17 protein-coding genes and 1 pseudogene are annotated in these 19,678 nt (G+C 57.2%); 14 read left to right on the top strand and 4 right to left on the bottom strand.

The window, feature by feature from the left end:
* Nucleotides 1-57: 57 nt before the first annotated feature.
* The 3 genes from ASF69_RS04650 (at nucleotide 58) to ASF69_RS04640 (ending at nucleotide 2,398) form a co-directional block, all read left to right on the top strand.
* The gene (locus ASF69_RS04650; RefSeq protein WP_062585836.1) at nucleotides 58-1,038 is read left to right on the top strand and encodes an alpha/beta hydrolase; all 981 of its coding nucleotides are present in this window, start codon (nucleotides 58-60) and stop codon (nucleotides 1,036-1,038) included.
* Nucleotides 1,039-1,140: 102 nt separating this feature from the next.
* Entirely contained in the window at nucleotides 1,141-1,599 is a 459-nt protein-coding gene (locus tag ASF69_RS04645; protein ID WP_062585834.1) for a Rid family hydrolase, read from the top strand.
* A gap of 64 nt (nucleotides 1,600-1,663) precedes the next feature.
* A complete protein-coding gene (locus ASF69_RS04640) occupies nucleotides 1,664-2,398 on the top strand; it encodes a gamma-glutamylcyclotransferase (protein WP_156462000.1) in 735 nt (244 codons plus the stop codon).
* Nucleotides 2,399-2,427: 29 nt separating this feature from the next.
* Here the strand turns inward: ASF69_RS04640 and ASF69_RS04635 are convergent, their stop codons facing one another.
* Nucleotides 2,428-3,327 (bottom strand): LysR family transcriptional regulator, encoded by a 900-nt coding sequence (locus ASF69_RS04635; protein ID WP_062585830.1) that lies wholly within the window; start codon nucleotides 3,325-3,327, stop codon nucleotides 2,428-2,430.
* Nucleotides 3,328-3,443: 116 nt separating this feature from the next.
* Here ASF69_RS04635 and ASF69_RS04630 point away from each other — a divergent pair, with 116 nt between their 5' ends.
* The 7 genes from ASF69_RS04630 to ASF69_RS04600 all read left to right on the top strand — a co-directional run bounded on the left by ASF69_RS04630 (nucleotide 3,444) and on the right by ASF69_RS04600 (nucleotide 10,750).
* Nucleotides 3,444-4,376 (top strand): VOC family protein, encoded by a 933-nt coding sequence (locus tag ASF69_RS04630; RefSeq protein ID WP_062585827.1) that lies wholly within the window; start codon nucleotides 3,444-3,446, stop codon nucleotides 4,374-4,376.
* 653 nt (nucleotides 4,377-5,029) lie between these two features.
* Nucleotides 5,030-5,719: a hydrolase gene (locus ASF69_RS04625; protein WP_062585825.1), complete on the top strand. Its 690-nt coding sequence runs from the start codon at nucleotides 5,030-5,032 to the stop codon at nucleotides 5,717-5,719.
* 69 nt (nucleotides 5,720-5,788) lie between these two features.
* Entirely contained in the window at nucleotides 5,789-6,076 is a 288-nt protein-coding gene (locus ASF69_RS04620; protein ID WP_062585824.1) for a XapX domain-containing protein, read from the top strand.
* Between the two features lie 106 nt (nucleotides 6,077-6,182).
* Complete coding sequence (locus tag ASF69_RS04615; protein WP_062586250.1) at nucleotides 6,183-8,060, top strand: amidohydrolase; 1,878 nt, start codon at nucleotides 6,183-6,185, stop codon at nucleotides 8,058-8,060.
* A gap of 169 nt (nucleotides 8,061-8,229) precedes the next feature.
* A complete protein-coding gene (locus ASF69_RS04610; protein WP_062585822.1) occupies nucleotides 8,230-8,673 on the top strand; it encodes a DoxX family protein in 444 nt (147 codons plus the stop codon).
* Nucleotides 8,670-10,268 carry an MFS transporter gene (locus ASF69_RS04605; RefSeq protein WP_062585820.1) on the top strand — a complete coding sequence of 533 codons (1,599 nt, stop codon included), beginning with the start codon at nucleotides 8,670-8,672 and terminating at the stop codon, nucleotides 10,266-10,268. Before ASF69_RS04610 ends, ASF69_RS04605 begins: the two co-directional genes overlap by 4 nt.
* A 104-nt stretch (nucleotides 10,269-10,372) precedes the next feature.
* Nucleotides 10,373-10,750: a DUF1622 domain-containing protein gene (locus ASF69_RS04600; protein ID WP_062586249.1), complete on the top strand. Its 378-nt coding sequence runs from the start codon at nucleotides 10,373-10,375 to the stop codon at nucleotides 10,748-10,750.
* Nucleotides 10,751-10,832: 82 nt separating this feature from the next.
* Here the strand turns inward: ASF69_RS04600 and ASF69_RS22680 are convergent.
* Nucleotides 10,833-11,046, bottom strand: a pseudogene (locus ASF69_RS22680) (PRC-barrel domain containing protein).
* 379 nt (nucleotides 11,047-11,425) lie between these two features.
* On the opposite strand from ASF69_RS22680, the gene ASF69_RS04595 reads away from it, so the two are divergent.
* Complete coding sequence (locus tag ASF69_RS04595; protein WP_062585818.1) at nucleotides 11,426-11,737, top strand: hypothetical protein; 312 nt, start codon at nucleotides 11,426-11,428, stop codon at nucleotides 11,735-11,737.
* A gap of 123 nt (nucleotides 11,738-11,860) precedes the next feature.
* Here the strand turns inward: ASF69_RS04595 and ASF69_RS04590 are convergent, their stop codons facing one another.
* Together ASF69_RS04590 and ligD are read right to left on the bottom strand one after the other, a co-directional pair.
* Nucleotides 11,861-12,664 (bottom strand): SOS response-associated peptidase, encoded by an 804-nt coding sequence (locus tag ASF69_RS04590; RefSeq protein ID WP_062585816.1) that lies wholly within the window; start codon nucleotides 12,662-12,664, stop codon nucleotides 11,861-11,863.
* A 62-nt stretch (nucleotides 12,665-12,726) separates the two neighbouring features.
* A complete protein-coding gene (gene ligD, locus ASF69_RS04585; protein ID WP_062585813.1) occupies nucleotides 12,727-13,779 on the bottom strand; it encodes a non-homologous end-joining DNA ligase in 1,053 nt (350 codons plus the stop codon).
* Between the two features lie 271 nt (nucleotides 13,780-14,050).
* Between ligD and ASF69_RS04580 the strand changes: the two genes are divergently transcribed.
* From ASF69_RS04580 to ASF69_RS04570, 3 genes are read left to right on the top strand one after another with little or no spacing between them, the layout of a single operon-like run.
* Entirely contained in the window at nucleotides 14,051-14,818 is a 768-nt protein-coding gene (locus ASF69_RS04580; protein WP_062585811.1) for an ImuA family protein, read from the top strand.
* Complete coding sequence (locus ASF69_RS04575; protein ID WP_062585809.1) at nucleotides 14,739-16,250, top strand: DNA polymerase Y family protein; 1,512 nt, start codon at nucleotides 14,739-14,741, stop codon at nucleotides 16,248-16,250. Before ASF69_RS04580 ends, ASF69_RS04575 begins: the two co-directional genes overlap by 80 nt.
* Nucleotides 16,247-19,504, top strand: a complete 3,258-nt coding sequence (locus ASF69_RS04570; protein ID WP_062585807.1) for an error-prone DNA polymerase — start codon at nucleotides 16,247-16,249, stop codon at nucleotides 19,502-19,504. Before ASF69_RS04575 ends, ASF69_RS04570 begins: the two co-directional genes overlap by 4 nt.
* The last annotated feature ends 174 nt before the right edge of the window (nucleotides 19,505-19,678 follow it).

The following is a 19,678-nucleotide window of genomic DNA, read 5'->3' as shown; positions in this document are numbered from 1 at the left end:
TGTCAGACGAACACAGCGTCGCCTGAAGTTTTCAATCACGAAATCGCAGGACGCGAGATGACCGAAACATTCTTTTCCATAACCCGTCGGGGAGCCCTTCTCTCTGCGGGTGCAGCAGCAGCGGCATTAGCAATTTCTCCCTCATTCAGCTTCACATCCGAAGCTGCCCAAAACAAAACCTCAATCGAAGGAAACAAGACCATGGGATATGTGACCACAAAGGACGGAGTCGAAATCTTCTACAAGGACTGGGGTTCGAAAGACGCACAGCCAGTCGTCTTCCACCACGGCTGGCCTCTGTCATCCGACGACTGGGATGCCCAGATGCTGTTTTTCCTTTCCAAGGGCTATCGTGTCGTCGCCCACGACCGGCGCGGTCACGGCCGCTCGGCGCAAGTCTCCGAGGGTCACGATATGAATCATTACGCTGCGGACGCATTTGCAGTCGTTGAGGCGCTTGATCTGAAGAACGCCGTTCATATCGGCCACTCCACGGGTGGTGGCGAGGTTGCCCGCTATGTTGCAAAGCATGGCGAGCCGTCCGGTCGCGTTGCCAAGGCCGTTCTCGTGTCGGCGGTTCCACCGATCATGGTCAAGACAGCAGCGAACCCCGAGGGTCTCCCGATGGAGGTCTTCGATGGCTTCCGGTCGGCGCTTGCAGCCAACCGCGCGCAGTTCTTCCGCGATGTTCCTGCCGGTCCTTTTTACGGTTTCAACCGTGATGGCGCGACAGTTCATGAAGGCGTCATCCAGAACTGGTGGCGGCAGGGCATGATGGGCGGAGCCAAGGCGCATTATGACGGCATCACAGCGTTCTCGGAGACCGACCAGACGGAAGACCTCAAGGCGATCAGCATTCCGACACTGGTGCTGCACGGTGAGGACGACCAGATCGTTCCAATCGCAGACTCTGCACACAAGTCCGTCAAGCTGTTGAAGAACGGCACGCTCAAGACCTACCCCGGCTTCTCGCACGGAATGCTGACAGTCAACGCAGATGTCCTGAACGCCGATCTGCTGACTTTCATCCAGTCTTGATCATGGTTGCGACGGGTGCTGCCTCCCACTCACCTGTCGCCTCGGGCACCACTCGATTCAATAGGGCCTTTGATCTTGCCCAGCTACACGAAGGAAACCACCATGACGAACAACAACTCCGCCAAGAAGGTAGCAAACCACGGTGTGGCGTGGGAACGCGCATTTGGATACGTGCAGGCCGTTCAGGTCAAAGACACGATCTACATCTCCGGCCAATTGAGCCACGATGCAGATGGAAATCTCGTCGCCCCTGCAAATCTGGATGCCAATGGTCGGCCCGCAGATTTCTCGCAGATGGAAGACCAGATCCGCCAGACTTACGTCAACGCCAAGTTGCTCCTCGCCGAGTTCGGGGCCAGCCTCGAAGATGTCGTTGAAGAGACACTTTTTGTTCTGGACGTTCCTAGTGCATTCGCAGCCGGATCGAAAGTCCGCAAGGAAATGTACGGCGCCGAGATGCCCCAATGCGCCAGCAACCTGATCGGAGTGAATGCACTGGCCTTTCCGGAACAGATCGTTGAGATCACATTCCGCGCAGTAATAGACCGCGCAACTGTCTGACAAGGGGAACCCTAGCCCAAGATCCGCCGGATGCGACATTGCTCCGGCGGCTATCTCCATGAGAATGGTCCGCAAGATGCCGCAAACATCCATAGCCAGCACATCCCGTCTGCGCTCTCTGCAACTAACACCTGACCTGGTCTCCAGAACGCTGAGGGTCGTTGAAGAAGAAGGCCCGGAGCCCAACTGGACCCCGATTTCTTCTCCGCAGCTTGATGCGCTCGTTAACAGGGTCGAGGAGGAGGCGCGCGATGACGAGATATGGGTGTTCGCTTACGGATCCCTGATGTGGAACCCGGGATTTGAAATCGCTGACAGTGAACAGGCTGTCGCATTCGGATGGCATCGCGCATTTTCGCTGAGGATAGAGCGACTGCGGGCGACCTCCGACACCCCGGGCCTTATGCTCGCGCTGCAGCCGGGTGGAAGCTGCTCTGGTCTCATCCTCAAGTTACCTTGCGCAACGAAAACACAGGACCTGCGTAAGCTTCTCGCGCGAGAGATACGCTATGCCGAGGTATGCGACATGGTGAAATGGGTTTCGGTGAAGACATCGAGTGGCACACGCCGGGCGTTGACGTTCTGGGCGAGCCCGAGGCAATCTCAGCTCACGCAGAAGATTCCTCTTGATGAGGCCGCTGCATTGATCTCGCAAGCATGCGGACCGGCGGGATCTTGTGCGGAGTATCTCTACCGGACGGTTGTTGATCTGGCAGAACGCAAAATCTTTGATCGAAACCTGTGGCAGTTGCAGAAGCTCGTCGCCGCAAAGCTTCAGGCCCTACCGCAAGTTGGCTGATCCCGCCGACTTCGAACGCTCTTTGTCCATCAATCCAGCATGACCATGTGAGCCGCAACCTGCTCCTCGAAGAATTTTGAGAATGAGGCAATCCTTGGAGGCAGCGCCTGATATGGAGGATAGTAGAGGGTCAGCCACAAGTCCGGCGGTGCCCAGCCCTTGAAGACGTGGACAAGGCGCCCGCTCCTGATGTGATCGGCAATATTGAACCCAGGAAGCAGGGCAACCCCGGAACCATCGGCAGCCATGTCCGCGAGAAGCTCGCCACTGTTGGCGCTGAAGGCGCGGCCTGCAGAAATGGTCATGCTAGACCCACCGTCCGAAAGGACCCAGTTCTCGCGTCGGCTCTCGCCGCTATAGGCCAGGCAGTCGTCGGGTTTCAGCTCGTTCGGATGCTGCATATCCACAAACCGGCTTCCCGGAGCCGCGACCAGGATGCGCGGCACGACCCGGATTTTTCTCCAGATCGTGAACTTGTCCGAGGGTTGAGACGAGATGCGGATTGCCAGATCGTAGTCATCATCGACGATGTTGACGAGCCCGTCCGAGAGGGAGATCTCGAAACTCATCTTGGGAAAGCGTTCCTTAAACCCCGACAGGATCGGAGGCAGTACGGTCTTGCCAAACCACGTTGGCGCACTGATGCGCAGCCGCCCCTCATCACCCTTGTGGGCGTTCATCACATCACGCCGGGCGTCTTCCAGCGTCTTCACAGCTGGTTGAATCTGTGCGGCGAAGATCGCGCCGTCCGTGGTCAGCGACACCTGCCGCGTGGTGCGCACGAAAAGCTGCACGCCGAGTTCCGCCTCAAGAGCAGCAATTGCACGGGTGACTGCCGCAGGAGTCATGTCAAGTTCGCGGGCAACCTGCGCAAAATTGCGTTTCTCGGCAGCAAGTAGAAAGGTTCTGAGGGCTTTATAATCGTTCATTTGATTGTTTCACAAATTGCAATTCAATCACAAGAAATATTGCAATTTCCTGCCCCAGGCAACTGGCGTAAGTTCTTATTAACACCTGAACAAAAAGCCAGTTGAAAGGCACCGACATGATCAAGGATATCAAAGGACTGCATCACGTAACCTCGATGGCATCGGATGCAAGGCGGAACAACCGCTTTTTCACTGAAACGCTAGGCCTTCGCCGGGTAAAGCAAACAGTGAACTTCGACGACCCGAGTGTCTACCATCTTTATTATGGCGACGAGAATGGCTCTGCAGGCACCGTCATGACCTACTTTCCATTTCCGAACATGATGTTCGGCCGACCTGGCGTCGGGGAGGTTGGCGAAACTCAGTTCTCAGTCCCAAAAGGCGCGCTGAAATTCTGGCAGGACCGCTTCACCGATCAAGGTGTGAATGGACTGAAACTCGACACTGTGTTTGGTGCAAACAGGCTTCGCTTCATGGGGCCGGATGGAGACGGTCTTTCACTGATCGAATCCTTTGATGACGCGCGCGCTCCATGGGTCTCGGATGCAATTCCCGCTGAAGCGGCGATCCGCGGATTTGCTGGAGCGCGCTTCAGCCTGCATGATACTGCTGCAACAGAGGAGTTGCTAGGCTTCATGGGTTACCAGCGAGCCGAGAAGGAAGGTGACGTCACCCGCTTTATCATTCCAAACGGAAATGGGGCTGACACAATTGATCTGCAGGCATTGCCGAAAACAGCAATCGCACGGCAGGGTGCAGGCTCTGTCCACCATATCGCCTTCGCTGTCGACGACCGTGAGAAGCAGCTCGAAGTCCGTAAGGCATTGATGGACACAGGATATCAGGTGACACCTGTAATCGACCGCGATTATTTCTGGGCCATCTACTTCCGCACACCCGGCGGCGTGCTGTTCGAGATCGCCACCAACGAGCCAGGTTTCAATCGGGACGAGGACACTGCGCATCTTGGCGAGGCGCTGAAGCTGCCTGGCCGATACGAGGAATTTCGTGACCAGATCCAGGCAAACCTGGTGCCGCTCGCTGCATAACCAGCGCGAAACTATTGAAAGCAAGAAATCAGAGCGCCGCGGATCGAAATCCGTGGCGCTCTGATGTGTTCTGTGCGCCTAATTCCGCCAGGCGTGCGGCAGAACCTAAGAATACCAACCCGTGTAGCGACCAGGTACCACGGGCGGGAAGGCTCGTGCCAGACATCAATGCATCGCTCCCAGACGTTGCAATCTTGTATGGTTCTCGGACCGGAGCCATGTCCCACGCGCCTCGGCAACCTTCGTGGGCAGCCAGCCTGGGATCGGCCGTTGAACGCCTAAAAACGATTCTCCTATGATGACCTCGGGACGGACAGATGGATTTCCCTGTCTCAGGATATGTCGTTTCCCCGCCGCGTATACCGTGCGCGAAGCGTTATAGGGAGCATGTGGTCTTGGCTTCTCGACCACGATGCGACGACCGAATTTATTGTTGCAGAAAGTGAAATTCATTCGCAATTAATATTGCAATTCTGCTTCGCAATCCGAAGCGATAGATTTCTATTCAGCAGCCAAGACAAAGAGTGAGCGGCCCAGACGGGACAGACACTCCACGGATTGCAGAGCGAACGTCTTGCCACGGCGTTCGATCAACCGCAGCTACCCATTTATTCACCGCTGAGGCGGCCTAATCGCAAAATAGGAAAACGACTATGTCCAAGCTCGAAGTTCTGACCCCTAAAAATAGCCAGCTCATCTTCATCGATCAGCAGCCACAGATGGCCTTCGGCGTTCAGTCGATCGACCGCCAGACGTTGAAGAACAATGTCGTTGGTCTGGCCAAGGCCGCCAAGGTGTTCAACATTCCGACGACGATCACAACCGTTGAAACGGAAAGCTTCTCTGGCAACACCTTCCCGGAACTGCTGGCGGTCTATCCGGACAACGACATTCTCGAACGCACCTCGATGAATTCCTGGGACGATCAGAACGTTCGCGACGCTCTTGCAAAGAACGCTGCCAGCGGCCGCAACAAGATTGTCGTCTCTGGTCTATGGACTGAAGTCTGCAACACAACGTTCGCGCTCTCGGCTCTTCACGACGTTCCGGACTACGAAATCTACATGGTCGCCGATGCCTCCGGTGGCACATCCGCCGATGCTCATAAGTACGCGATGGACCGCATGGTGCAGGCGGGTGTCATCCCCGTCACCTGGCAGCAGGTCCTGCTAGAGTGGCAGCGCGACTGGGCACATAAGGAGACTTATGATGCCGTCACCACCTTGGTGAAGGAACATTCTGGCGCCTACGGCATGGGTATCGATTACGCATACACCATGGTCCACGGCGCGGAAGAGCGCGTCAAGCACGGCAAGCGCATCGGCCCCAACCCCGCAAAGTAAGGGTTTGATCAGGACGCTCCGACAAACCCGTCGGGGCGGCCTTTCCGCAAAATTCTGGAGGACATCCCTGTGAAAGTCTATCTCCTGTCCCTCGGCGCTGGCCTGCTGGTCGGCGTCGTTTACAGCCTTCTCAACGTGCGCTCACCAGCACCTCCCGTCATCGCGCTGGTCGGACTTCTCGGCATTCTCGTCGGCGAGCAGATCATCCCACTTGCAAAAACGCTCTGGAGCAAAGAACCCGCCGCCCTCTCGTGGCTTCATCAGGTCAAGCCACACATGTTTGGTCACCTGCCAAAGGGTGGAAATTCTCCCGAGATTGCCCATCGCTTGCAAACGAATATAGAGGAGCGGAGCTGATGACTGTGTGCCGAACCTTCCTTGGGGCGGCATCAAGTCTGGCGTTTTCGAACCCCTCTTCTCAACGGCCACTGCCGCCGATCCCCACCAGACCGGAGTAGACACCATGCATCCAGACCTGATCCTCCATAACGGGCGCTTCACGACACTTGACCGCACCAATCCAAACGCGACCGCAGTTGCCATCAAGGACGGTCTGTTTCTGGAAGTTGGTTCAGAAAGCGAAATATTGGCTTTGGCCGGACCCGAGACGAAGATCGTTGACCTCAAGGGCAAGCGGGTTCTGCCGGGGCTGATCGATAACCATACCCACGTCGTACGGGGTGGCCTGAACTATAATATGGAACTGCGCTGGGACGGTGTGCGCTGTCTAGCCGATGCTATGGACATGCTCAAGCGTCAGGTGGCGATAACACCCGCGCCGCAATGGGTGCGCGTCGTCGGCGGTTTCACCGAACACCAGTTTTCCGAAAAACGGCTGCCAACGATTGAGGAGATCAACGCGGTAGCCCCCGATACGCCCGTATTCCTTTTGCACCTCTATGATCGTGCACTTCTGAATGGTGCAGCGCTTCGTGCAGTCGGTTACACCCGCGACACGCCCAACCCGCCAGGCGGTGAGATTACCCGTGACGCTAACGGCAACCCGACGGGCATGTTGCTGGCCAAGCCGAATGCAGGAATCCTTTATTCGACCTTGTCGAAAGGCCCTAAGCTGCCCTTTGACTACCAGGTCAACTCCACGCGCCAGTTCATGCGCGAACTGAACCGCCTTGGCATCACCGGTGTGATCGATGCAGGCGGCGGCAACCAGAATTATCCGGATGACTACCAGGTGATCCAGAAGCTTTCCGACGAGAACCAACTCACCGTTCGTTTGGCCTACAATCTGTTCACCCAGAAGCCGAAGGAAGAGAAGCAGGACTTCCTCAACTGGGCGTCCTCGGTCAAATACAAGCAGGGCAACGACTATTTCCGTCACAATGGGGCGGGCGAAATGCTCGTCTTCTCAGCAGCCGACTTCGAGGACTTCCGCCAGCCGAGACCCGAAATGGCTCCGGAGATGGAAGGCGAACTCGAAGAAGTCGTACGGATCCTCGCCGAAAATCGCTGGCCCTGGCGCATGCACGCCACCTATGACGAAACCATTTCGCGTTCTCTCGATGTTTTTGAGAAGGTGAACAAGGATATTCCGCTTGAAGGCCTAAACTGGTTCTTCGATCACGCTGAAACCATTTCCGACCGTTCGATTGATCGTATCGCCGCACTCGGTGGCGGCATCGCGACCCAGCACCGCATGGCATATCAGGGTGAGTATTTTGTTGAACGCTACGGCCATGGAGTTGCTGAAGCGACCCCGCCGATCCGGAAGATGCTCGACAAGGGCGTGAATGTATCAGCCGGGACGGATGCTACCCGCGTCGCCTCCTATAACCCCTGGGTTTCGCTGTCCTGGATGGTGACTGGCAAGACGGTGGGTGGCATGCAGCTTTATCCACGCGCCAACTGCCTCGACCGCGAAACGGCACTGCGTATGTGGACTGAAAAAGTCACCTGGTTTTCCAACGAGGAGGGCAAGAAGGGCCGCATCGAAAAAGGCCAGTTCGCCGATCTTGTCGTCCCCGACAAGGACTTCTTCTCCTGCGCTGAGGACGAGATTTCGTTCCTCGTATCGGAACTCACTATGGTTGGTGGAAAGATCGTCTTTGGTGCTGGCGACTTCAAGGCGCTCGATGAGAGCGACTTGCCCCCGGCGTTGCCCGACTGGTCACCTGTACGCAAATTTGGTGGTTATGCCGCTTGGGGTGAACCGGAAGGTGCGGGCGCCCGCTCGCTACGCCGTACGGTTATCTCGACCTGCGGCTGCGCCAGCGATTGCGGTGTTCATGGACATGACCATGCCGGCGCATGGACTTCCAAACTGCCGATTGCTGATCTCAAGGGCTTCTTCGGCGCGCTTGGATGCTCTTGCTGGGCTGTATAAGCTTTTAAAATTGATCGGGTGACCTGTTGGTCGCCCGATTTTTATTATTGTATATTTGACAATTAAATCTGAATTATTGATGCAATTGTTGTTGGCGGATTTCGAGATCATTATCGCTCTATCAAAGGAACACAGCGCCGCAACGCGGTGACAACAGCTGGAGCAAGCCATGAACCTTCTTTCCTCCTCTTCACTCCGGCCGCAGGGACGTCTTGTCGACGTCATAACTGCTCCGGCTACACGAACGGTGGCACTGCTTGCCCTTTGTGCCGCCTATATTCAGGGACCTCTGACCAAGATTTTCGACTTCTCCGGCGCGGTTGCCGAGATGGAACATTTCGGTCTCCATCCTGCATCGGCCTTTGCAGTTTCCGTTATTATTTTTGAACTGGTGGCATCTGCCATGGTGGTGTCCGGTCGCCTTCGTTGGGCTGGGGCATTGGCGCTGTCAGGCTTCACACTTCTTGCAACGGTCATTGCCCTGCGTTTCTGGGAAATGGCGCCCGGCATGGATCGCATGATGGCGACCAATGCCTTCTTTGAACATCTCGGCCTTGCTGGCGCATTCGTGATCGTTGCAGCACTGGATCTGACAAAGGGAGAAGGCAAATGAGCAGCACAAAATCCTCCAGCGGCAGCTTTGCCCCACTCGCGCAACCGGTTTTCGCAGTTCTGTGGGCTGCCACGGTTCTTGGCAACACCGGCAGCTTCATGCGCGATGTCGCCAGCTCCTGGCTGATGACTGATCTCTCGGCATCTCCGGCTGCTGTCGCCATGGTGCAGGCGGCAGGTACTCTGCCGATCTTTCTTCTCGCCATTCCTGCCGGTGTGCTCACCGACATTCTGGATCGCCGCAAGTTTCTAATCGCCATTCAGCTTTTGCTCGCCTCTGTCAGTCTCAGCCTGATGGTTCTGGCGCAGACCGGGATGTTGTCGGTCAGTGCTTTGATCGGTCTGACATTCCTTGGTGGTATCGGTGCCGCGTTAATGGGGCCGACATGGCAAGCCATCGTACCGGAACTGGTAAAGCGCGAGGATGTCAAAAGCGCCGTTGCCCTCAACTCGCTCGGCATCAACATCGCTCGTTCGATCGGTCCCGCTGCCGGCGGCCTGCTTCTGGCAGGGTTTGGAGCCGGGATAACCTACGGAGCCGACGTCGCGAGTTACATATTCGTGATCGCCGCACTGGTCTGGTGGCCGCGTGCGAAGAATGCCAACGATGCCTTGCAGGAGAACTTCTTCGGCGCGTTCCGGGCTGGTCTTCGTTACACAAAGGCAAGTCGTCCACTGCATATCGTCCTGGCGCGTGCTGCTATCTTCTTTGCTTTTGCCAGTGCGATCTGGGCTTTGCTTCCACTGGTTGCCCGTCAGTTGCTGGGTGGCGACGCAAGCTTCTACGGTATCCTGCTGGGTGCAGTTGGTGCCGGTGCGATCGGTGGTGCCTTGGTTATGCCAAAACTGCGTGACCGCTTGAGTGCCGATGGATTGCTGCTTGGTGCGGCCATCATTACGGCAATTGTCATGGCTGTGCTGTCACTCGCCCCACCGAAGTTTGTCGCGATTATCGTTCTGCTGTTCCTTGGTGCTGCATGGATCACCGCCTTGACGACGCTTAACGGCGCTGCACAGTCAGTGTTGCCAAACTGGGTTCGTGGTCGTGGTCTTGCCGTTTACCTGACCGTGTTTAACGGTGCGATGACGGCGGGTAGCCTTGGATGGGGTGCGGTTGGTTCGGCTGTTGGTATTCAAGCCACCTTGTTGATTGGCGCAGCCGGATTGCTGATTGTCGGTTTGATCATGCACCGCCTCAAACTGCCTGCTGGCGATGCTGACATGGTGCCGTCGAACCACTGGCCAGAACCACTCGTTGCAGAACCTGTTGCTCATGACCGTGGCCCTGTTCTGATCCTGATCGAATACCATGTTGAAAAGCAGCACCGCCGGGCTTTCCTCAAAGCACTCGACACGCTGTCCCAAGAACGCCGCCGCGATGGTGCCTATGGCTGGGGTGTAACGGAAGACTCTGCCGATCCGGAGAAGATGGTCGAATGGTTCATGGTTGAATCCTGGGCTGAACACCTTCGCCAACACAAGCGGGTTTCCCACGCCGATGCCGACCTGCAGAGCAAGGTGCTGGACTACCACACAGGACCGGAGAAACCTGTGGTCAGGCACTTCCTGACGATCAACCGGCCCGGCCAAGCCTGATTACGGTCGATAATGACGAGAGGGGCGCCGGGCGCCCCTCTTTCAGTAAGTGACCCTGTTGGCGCAGGGCCAAATCCCATCTCTTTTTAAGAAGGATTATGAAAATGGACATTGGTAGCGAGGCCGACGGACTGACAAGTCTGATTGCACCGATCCTGAAGCCACTGGCACTGGGTTTGGAATTTTTCGGGGTTGGTGTGATTTTGGTTGGCGTTGCGGTTGCAACGGGCATCTATCTTCGTGACCTGAGATCGGCGGTCAAACAGGAGGCCTATGATCGTTACCGCGCCAATCTAGGGCGTGGTATCCTGCTGGGTCTCGAAATTCTGATCGGTGCCGACATCATCGCAACGATCATATCGCCGTTGACCTTTGAAAGTGTCGGTCTTCTTGGGCTGATCGTGCTCATTCGTACATTCCTGAGCTTTTCGCTTGAAGCCGAAATTGACGGTCAGTGGCCCTGGACGAAGAATTCGGCATAACGGCTGTGAAGATCACAGGTCAAGACGTTGATGGGGTCGCGGAGATAAGCGTGACGAACGGCGGACCAGCTGTGTCCTCGAGCTAGTCGTTGGTCCAGCTCGTCACAGCGAGGACGCCACCGTGTTCGTCACGCATGAAATCGAGGTCGGCCAGCGGCACGGCAACAGGCTCTGTACCGATACCAAGAAATCCGCCGACTTCGACAATCGCCTGGCTTCCGGCACCCGCGTCATGACTATGATCGACCGTGCCGATCTTGTGATCATCTACCGTAACCGGTCGCACCTTCCAAAATAGTCGGAGTTAGTTAGGTGGAGCTGACGCGGGTATGATCGCTATGATCCACAGTCGTTTTCTCTCGTTTTGAAATTATGAAAGATAGACCCGGTCAGGTGCCAGGTGTTCCATAAGAATTCCGTTTCCGCATCGAGAGTTGGTGCCGTCCTGCCTTGTGCAGCCGTCCAGACGCCTTATCTCTGGATAAAATCTCACACGATATTCAGGAGCACCGCAATGGAGCGACGCAACGTTGACGTGCTGTCGGAATGCATCATCGAGATCCCACCGCCTGCACGCAAAACTCCTTTGGGGCGCGATACCATTATTTGTCCATGTTGCCGGAAGGTCAGGAGCAAGTCCGACATGGACGATGATGGGTGCGGCATCTGCGACGAATGCTTGGCGCCATGACTGGGAGGTCACCGGACTTAACCCAGCCACTTCCTACATCATTCGAACATGCACTTTCCAGGCTGCCTGACGGCTATGTGGGCGGTCGTTTTGCCGGTCGGCCATGGGGCGTGACGACGAAACGATCGGCGGATGGCAGGCGAATCTGGCTTTACGGCGAGGAGCTTGGCGGAACGGACATCGTCAGCTTCAACCTCTACAGGCTTTCGACTGACGGTATGGTTTTGAAGCCATGCGAAATGTCATCGGCGAAGGTCATTGATTTTGTGATCGGGTTCGAGAGGGGATCAGTTTGAGAATGGTTCCACACGCTGTTGATCGCGTTCAACGGGAAGCGATCTATGTGCCTGTGTGCGGTGCGCGGACTGACTTACGTCAGGTCTGAACTGTCCAGATTGCCCGCGTGGCGGGAACTTCAATCATCTTGCCGGTTCGTCGCTGGCGAGATGCTGGAATAGACCTGGTTGATCGATGGTCTCGCCTTCCTTTGTTACGATCGACGATCCATAGGGCTCGCGTGACGAAATAATCAGCGCATCGGCCGGTAGAGGGCGGGCAAGGTCCTTCGCCTCACCCCACGGAGCATTCATCCAGACATCGGTTTCCTCATGTGTCAGGAGCAGGACCGGCATCGCCTTTTCATGGATCGCTTTCACCACCTGGTTCGGGTCGGTGGTGAGAAAACCATAGAGGTCATCGGTGGTCAGGCCATCCTTCACCTTTCTGACGCTTTGCCATTGCGGCACCTGAATACCGGCAAAGAACATCAGAGACCTTTCTTCGTCCCGGGCGAACCATGCGTTTGGCACCTTTCCACCATTCTGCTGGCTGACGGGATCTGGCTCTGCAAAGCTGGTGACCGGCACAAGGCATCGGTGTTCGACACCGAACCAGCGTTTCCAATGGGGCAGGGTGAGCTTGCGGACATTGGTCACACCGCGATCCGGCTCCATCCGGATTAACTCATCCACGTCGATGGGCTTCCCTTTAGCCTTCAGCTTTTCGGCGCGGGCCTCGGCCGCTTTCTTCTGGACGAAGATAGGTGAGGGCAGGCCCCAGCGCGCATGCACCAGTTGTTTCTTCCCGTCTGCGGTGTTGCGAACGATCGGCCCCATCTGGTCTGGGTTCATCTGGTAGGCGGGCATGAGGTTGATCAGGCTCTCGGCGTCCTGCGCCCACTTTGAGACCCAATCCCTGTCTTCCATGCGATAAAGATTGCACATATCACGCTATCCCGACTGTTTAGACCAGATGGCGGATAACCTGGCGCGTCGCGCGCAATCCGCTAGTCAAGCTTGTAAACGTCGGCATTGTCCTGACGTTCCCGCAAACCTTTGTAGGCCGCATGGCGCAGCTTGCCATCGCTCGTCCAAGCACGAAACTCGATCTCGGCAATGAGGGTCGGATGCACCCAGACGATATCGGCCTCTCCAGAGTAGGGAACGGGCGGCTGCATCTGCTTCCAGCGCAGCTTGTCCAGCATCTTGCGCAGCTTGATAGCCTCAGCGTGGCTGAACCCTGTCCCGACGCTGCCAACATCGACGATCGTGGCATTGCGGTACGCGCCCAGCAGCAGTGAACCGAAGCCGGTCGGCGACGCGCTCGATGGCTCAAAGCCGATAATGAAAAACGCCTCGCTCGCAACGCACTTGACCTTCACCCAGTCGCCGGTGCGCCCGGAACGATACGGCGCATCGCGGTGCTTGCCGACGATCCCTTCCAGTCCAAGGCGGCAGGCATGTTCGAGTAGGACAGTGGGATCGGCGTCGAGGGTTTCCGATACCCGGATGGCGCCATCCTGACCCTTCACCGTGTCCTCCAGCAGATGCCGCCGGGAGCGATACTCGACGCCGCGCAGATCATGGCCATCGAGATAAACCAGGTCAAAGGCATAGAGGATGGCATCGGAGGCGCGCGTGCCGGGTCTTTTCCCCGATGCGCCAAGAGACTGCTGCAGCAACCCGAAATCCGATCGCCCTTCTTCATCGAGGACGACTGCCTCACCATCAATGATCATTGTGGCTGGCCCCAGCGCACGTGCCGCCCGTTCGATCGCAGGAAACCGGTGTGTCCAGTCATGGCCACCACGGGTCAGAATTCTGACGCCCTGCGGTTCGATATGGACAGCAAGGCGGTATCCATCCCATTTCACCTCCCAGAGCCACTCGGGCTCTTGAGGCGGATGTGCCTTCAGCTGAGCAAGCGCCGGCTCAACACGCTCCGGCATGGGATCGAACAGCAGCTGTGGCTGAGCGGGGTTGCGCTTCCGGCGCAGCTTCGAGCGGATCTTTGCTTCGGTATCACGAAGGAGCGGTTTGGATCTCGGAGTCTTCGTCATGCCATCAGTTCAACAGAAAAACCTTAAGGACATTATGACGATCCCGATATTGTCCCCGCTATCCACCGAGCGGCGGCATAAGGGCGAAATTTCTTTGTTGTCGCTACGCAACTGATTCCCATGAGGATTCTCTAATTTCTAATGTTTGGAGCAGTCTTCGAGCAAATTCGCTGGCTTGACTCTTTGTCTGCGTAGGAACAAAAAAAGAACATCTACACTTGCACGACATGACGTCGGCCTGCCAACACGACCTTGAAGGGAGCCGTGAACGATGACTGCTGCCCGCGCCGCAAGGGTGTCCGACGGTGTGATTGCTGATCTGCGTGAGCGTATCGCCTCGCTCGAAACCACGACGGTCAAAAAAGCCGGGTGTCTGGCGTTTGGCGTGCCTGAAATGGATGCCGCTCTGCCAGGCGGAGGTCTCGCCTACGGTGCGCTTCATGAGTTCGCCGGAGGTGGATCGGGGACTGTCGATGGTGCGGCCGCAGCCCTGTTCGTGGCTGGCATAGCAGCACGCACGAAGGGTCCGATCGTATGGTGTCTGACGCGACCGGATCTGTTTTTCCCGGCTCTGGCGCAGGTCGGCCTGCATGCCGATCGGGTGATCTTTGTCGAGTCCGACAGGGAGGAGGACGTGCTTGCCAATATGGAGGAGGGACTGTCCTTCGGAGGTCTTGGCGCCGTCGTCGGTGAGCTCGTCCGCTTGCCGATGGTCGGCTCGCGCCGGCTGCAGCTTGCGGCAGAGCGCACGGGCACGATGGCACTGGCCGTTCGCCGTTGGAGGCGGCAGACCGAAGCCAATGATTTCGGGCAACCAACGGCCTCGACCACCCGATGGAGGGTGAGCGTGATGCCGTCGGACGAGCTGCCGGTTCCCGGTGTTGGAAGGCCGCGCTGGTTTGTGGAGTTGATGCGCGTGAAAGCGGGTGAGTGTGCTGAGTTTCTCGTGAGGGCGTGTGATGACAAGGGTCGTCTCGATCTATCTACCCGATTTGCCGACCGATCGCATTCGCCGCGACGATCCGTCCATTCCGCCTGAACAGGCTATCGCCGTAATCGCCAGAAGCGGATCGAAACGATGGGTGTCGGCTGCCGATGCGGCTGCAAAAAAGGCTGGGGTTCGTGTCGGTATGCCGGCGGCAAAAGCGCAGGCGCTGTTTCGCGGACTGATGATGGTCGATGCAGATCTGAGTAAGGACGCCGCGGCGCTGGAGCGGATCACGCTTTGGGCTTTGACACTCTATTCCCCGATAGTCTCGGTCGACGGTGCAGATGGGATTGTCATGGATACCGAGGGTGCCGATCACCTGCAGGGTGGTGAACTGCCGATGGTGACGAGGATCGCCAACCAGTTCATGGCAAAGAAGCTGACAGCCCGCGTGGCGGTTGCCGATACATGGGGTGCGGCGCACGCCTGCGCGCGTGCCATCAGCCGGGAAACCGTTATCGTGCCGATGGGTCAGACCGTGAAGGCCGTCGAAAAGCTGCCGATTACGCTATTACGTTTACCACCGAAGATCGTCAGTGACCTTCACACACTTGGGTTCCAGTCCATTGGAGAGTTGGCAAACACTGCGCGCGCGCCATTGACCTTACGCTTTGGTCCGGAAATCGGTCGCCGTCTCGATCAAATGTTCGGACGGGCCCCCGAACCGATCGAGCCGATCCGGACCGTCGATCTGATCGAGGTCAGCCGCGCCTTTGCCGAACCGATCGGTGCTGCCGAGACGATCGACAAATATGTCGGTCGGCTGATCATCCAACTGATCGACGAGCTTCAGAAAAAGGGGCTGGGTGTGCGACGTGCCGACCTGATCGTCGACAAGGTCGATGGCGTCAGGCAGGCGATCCGCGCTGGCACGGTCAAACCGGCTCGTGATGTCGCCTGGCTGACCAAGCTTTTCCGCGATCGCACGGAAAAGATCGAGCCGGGGTTTGGTATCGAGAAATTGACACTGGTCGCCGTCATGGCCGAACCACTTGAAGAGATGCAGAAATCATCGGGTCTGGTGGAAGAAGAGGTCACCGACGTCTCACCGCTGATCGATATCTACGGCAACCGCGGCCACAGGGTTTTTCGGGTGGCTCCGGTGGCATCGGACGTCCCTGAGCGTTCGGTCCAACGCATCAGTGCGGCGGCCGATCCTGTCGGAGTGTCGTGGGTCCATCACTGGCGACGGCCGGTGAGGTTGCTTGTGCGACCGGAACTGATCGAGGTGATCGCCCTTATGCCGGACCATCCGCCCGTTGCGGTTACCTGGCGCGGCAAGCGTCGCAAGGTGAAGCGAGCAGACGGGCCTGAGCGGATCTTTGGTGAGTGGTGGCAGCGTGACAGCGAAATGGACGCGGTGCGCGATTACTTCGTTGTCGAGGACGAGAGCGGCGAGCGCCTGTGGGTGTTCCGATCCGGCGACGGCGTCGATCCGGAAACTGGAAACCACCGTTGGTTCGTGCACGGAATATTCGCATGAGATACGCCGAGCTTCAGGTAACGACACAATTCTCCTTTCTGCGCGGGGCAAGCTCGGCGCAGGAACTGTTCGAAACCGCCAAAATCCTTGGCATCGATGCTGTCGGCGTTGTTGATCGCGCCAGCCTGGCGGGCATCGTTCGAGCCCTGGAGGCTTCGCGCGGAACAGGTGTGCGGCTGGTCGTCGGCTGTCGTCTGGATCTTGCCGACGGCATGTCCGTCCTGGTCTATCCCATGGATCGCACAGCTTACTCCCGACTGACCCGGCTGATCACGCTTGGTAAGTCGCGCGGCGGCAAGAACAATTGCATCCTGCACTGGGATGACGTGATTGCCTATTGCGAAGGCATGATCGGCATCCTCGTGCCCGACCTTGCCGACGATATCTGCGCCGTGCACCTGCGAAAAATGGCTGATGTATTTGCCGACCGTGCCTATGTTTCGCTCTGCCTGCGCCGGCGACCCAATGACCAGATGCGGCTCCATGAGATTTCCAATCTGGCAGCACGGTTCAAGGTTAGGACGGTGGTCACCAATGACGTGCTGTTTCATGAACCGGGCAGGCGGCAACTCCAGGACATTGTCACCTGTATTCGAACCGGAACGACCATTGAAGATGTCGGTTTCGAGCGCGAGCGCCATGCCGACCGCTACCTGAAACCACCGGAGGAAATGGAGCGGCTTTTTCCCCGTTATCCTGAAGCTTTGGCGCGGACCATGGAGATCGTGCATCGGTGCAAGTTCTCGCTCGAGGAACTGACCTATCAGTATCCAGAAGAAGCGATCGTGCCGGGCAAGGATGCCCAGGCATCGCTGGAACATTATGTCTGGGAATGTGTACCATCGCGATATCCGGAAGGACTGCCGCCAGACGTCCTGAAAACCGTGCGGCATGAACTCGATCTCATCCGCACCATGAAATACGCACCGTATTTCCTGACGGTGTTTTCGATCGTGCGCTTTGCACGGTCGGAAGGGATCCTGTGTCAGGGGAGAGGGTCGGCTGCCAACAGCGCCGTCTGTTATATTCTTGGTGTCACCTCGATCGATCCATCCACCAATGATTTGTTGTTCGAGCGTTTTGTCAGCCAGGAACGCGATGAGCCGCCGGATATCGATGTGGATTTCGAGCATGAGCGGCGCGAGGAGGTCATCCAGTGGATTTACAAGACCTACACACGAGAAAAGGCAGCACTCTGCGCTACCGTCACCCGGTACAGGGCAAAAGGCGCGATCCGCGATGTCGGAAAGGCGCTTGGTCTTCCCGAGGATGTCATCAAGGCCTTGTCATCGGGCATGTGGTCATGGTCAGAGGAAGTCCCTGACCGCAACATACGCGAGCTCAATCTCAATCCCGACGATCGTCGGCTCGTCCTGACATTAAAGCTTGCCCAGCAGTTGATGGGCGCGCCCCGGCATCTCGGTCAGCATCCCGGTGGTTTTGTGCTAACCCATGATCGGCTCGATGATCTGGTCCCGATCGAACCCGCGACGATGAAGGATCGTCAAATCATCGAGTGGGACAAGGATGATGTCGAAGCGCTGAAGTTCATGAAGGTTGATGTTTTGGCGCTCGGTATGCTGACCTGCATGGCCAAGGCCTTTGAACTCATTCGTGAGCACAAGGGTCATAATCTCGACCTGTCGAAAATCGAGCAGGAGGATGCGGCCACCTATGCGATGATCCGCAAGGCCGACACGCTCGGAACGTTTCAGATTGAATCCCGTGCCCAGATGGCCATGCTACCGCGCCTGAAACCCCGCACTTTCTATGATCTGGTCGTTCAGGTCGCAATTGTCAGGCCCGGGCCGATCCAGGGGGATATGGTGCACCCCTATCTGCGCCGACGTGAAGGCAAGGAGCCGGTCGAGTATCCTACGCCCGAACTGGAGGCGGTCCTTGGCAAGACGCTTGGCGTGCCGCTGTTTCAGGAGAGCGCTATGCGCGTCGCCATGGTCTGTGCCGGTTTTACCGGTGGTGAGGCCGACCAACTCAGAAAAAGCATGGCGACCTTCAAGTTCACCGGCGGTGTCAGCAAGTTCAAAGACAAGCTCGTATCCGGCATGGTGAAGAACGGCTACTCGGCAGAATTTGCAGAAAAGACCTTCAGCCAACTCGAAGGTTTCGGCAGTTATGGCTTCCCGGAAAGTCATGCAGCCTCGTTCGCGCTGATCGCTTATGCCTCCAACTTCATCAAATGCCACTATCCGGATGTCTTCTGCGCGGCACTGATCAACTCACAGCCTATGGGCTTTTATGCGCCAGCCCAGATCGTCGGCGATGCCCGCGCACATGGCGTCGAGGTCCGGCAAATCTGTATCAATCGATCCCGGTGGGACTGCACACTTGAACCGATCGGCAACACCGGTCGGCATGCTGTCCGTCTAGGGTTTCGGCAGGTAAAAGGACTGGCGATTGCTGACGCGGCCCGCATCGTCGCCGCACGTATGAACAGCGACTTCGTGTCGATCGACGATATGTGGCGCCGTTCCGGTGTGCCAACCGAAGCGCTCGTCCAGATTGCCCAAGCCGATGCCTATAATCCGAGCCTGAAGCTTGAGCGCCGTGATGCACTCTGGGCCATTAAAGCCTTGCGTGATAAACCTCTACCCCTCTTTGCCGCAGCGGCAGAACGCGAGATGGCAACGGTCGCCGAGCAGCAAGAGCCAGAGGTTGCGCTCAGGCAAATGACCGAGGGGCACAATGTCATCGAAGACTATGGGTATACGGGGCTGACGCTGCGACAGCACCCGATGGCCTTTCTGCGCAAGGACCTTCAGCACAGAAATATCATTACCTGCAATGAGGCGATGACGGCGCGTGACGGCAGATGGGTTTACACGTCCGGCCTGGTTCTCGTTCGCCAGAAGCCGGGTTCTGCCAAAGGCGTCATGTTCATCACCATCGAGGATGAAACGGGGCCTGCCAACATCGTTGTCTGGCCCCGCCTGTTCGAGAAGCGCCGGCGCGTGGTGCTTGGATCAAGCATGATGGCGATCAACGGCAGAATCCAGCGCGAAGGGGAGGTCGTCCATCTTGTCGCGCAGCAACTGTTCGACCTGTCCGCCGATCTGTCAGGGCTTGCTGACCGTGATACCGACTTCAAGCTGCCAACGGGGCGAGGAGATGAGTTCGCGTATGGCGGCGGACCGGATTCCAGAGATAGGCCGAAGTCGGTAGTGGCTCCACGCGATATGTATGTCAGGGACCTGCATATCGATACACTGAAGGTGAAAAGTCGGAATTTTCAATGATCTACAGGTTGAGGGCCAGTGGTTTCAGGTTCTATTTGGTTCAAGGCGTCTGTATCTAAATTCCGTGTTCTAAATGCAACTTTACAACACTATGGTGGCGAAGCCCGGTGATGTTATGCAGCTCAACCCACGCGAATGCGGTGCACAGTCTCGGCTGAAGTCAAAATAAGACTG

Source organism: Rhizobium sp. Leaf311 (assembly GCF_001423445.1).
GTDB lineage: Bacteria > Pseudomonadota > Alphaproteobacteria > Rhizobiales > Rhizobiaceae > Agrobacterium.
The sequence above is the reverse complement of the archived record's forward strand: the minus strand, read 5'-3'. Positions and strand labels throughout refer to the sequence as shown.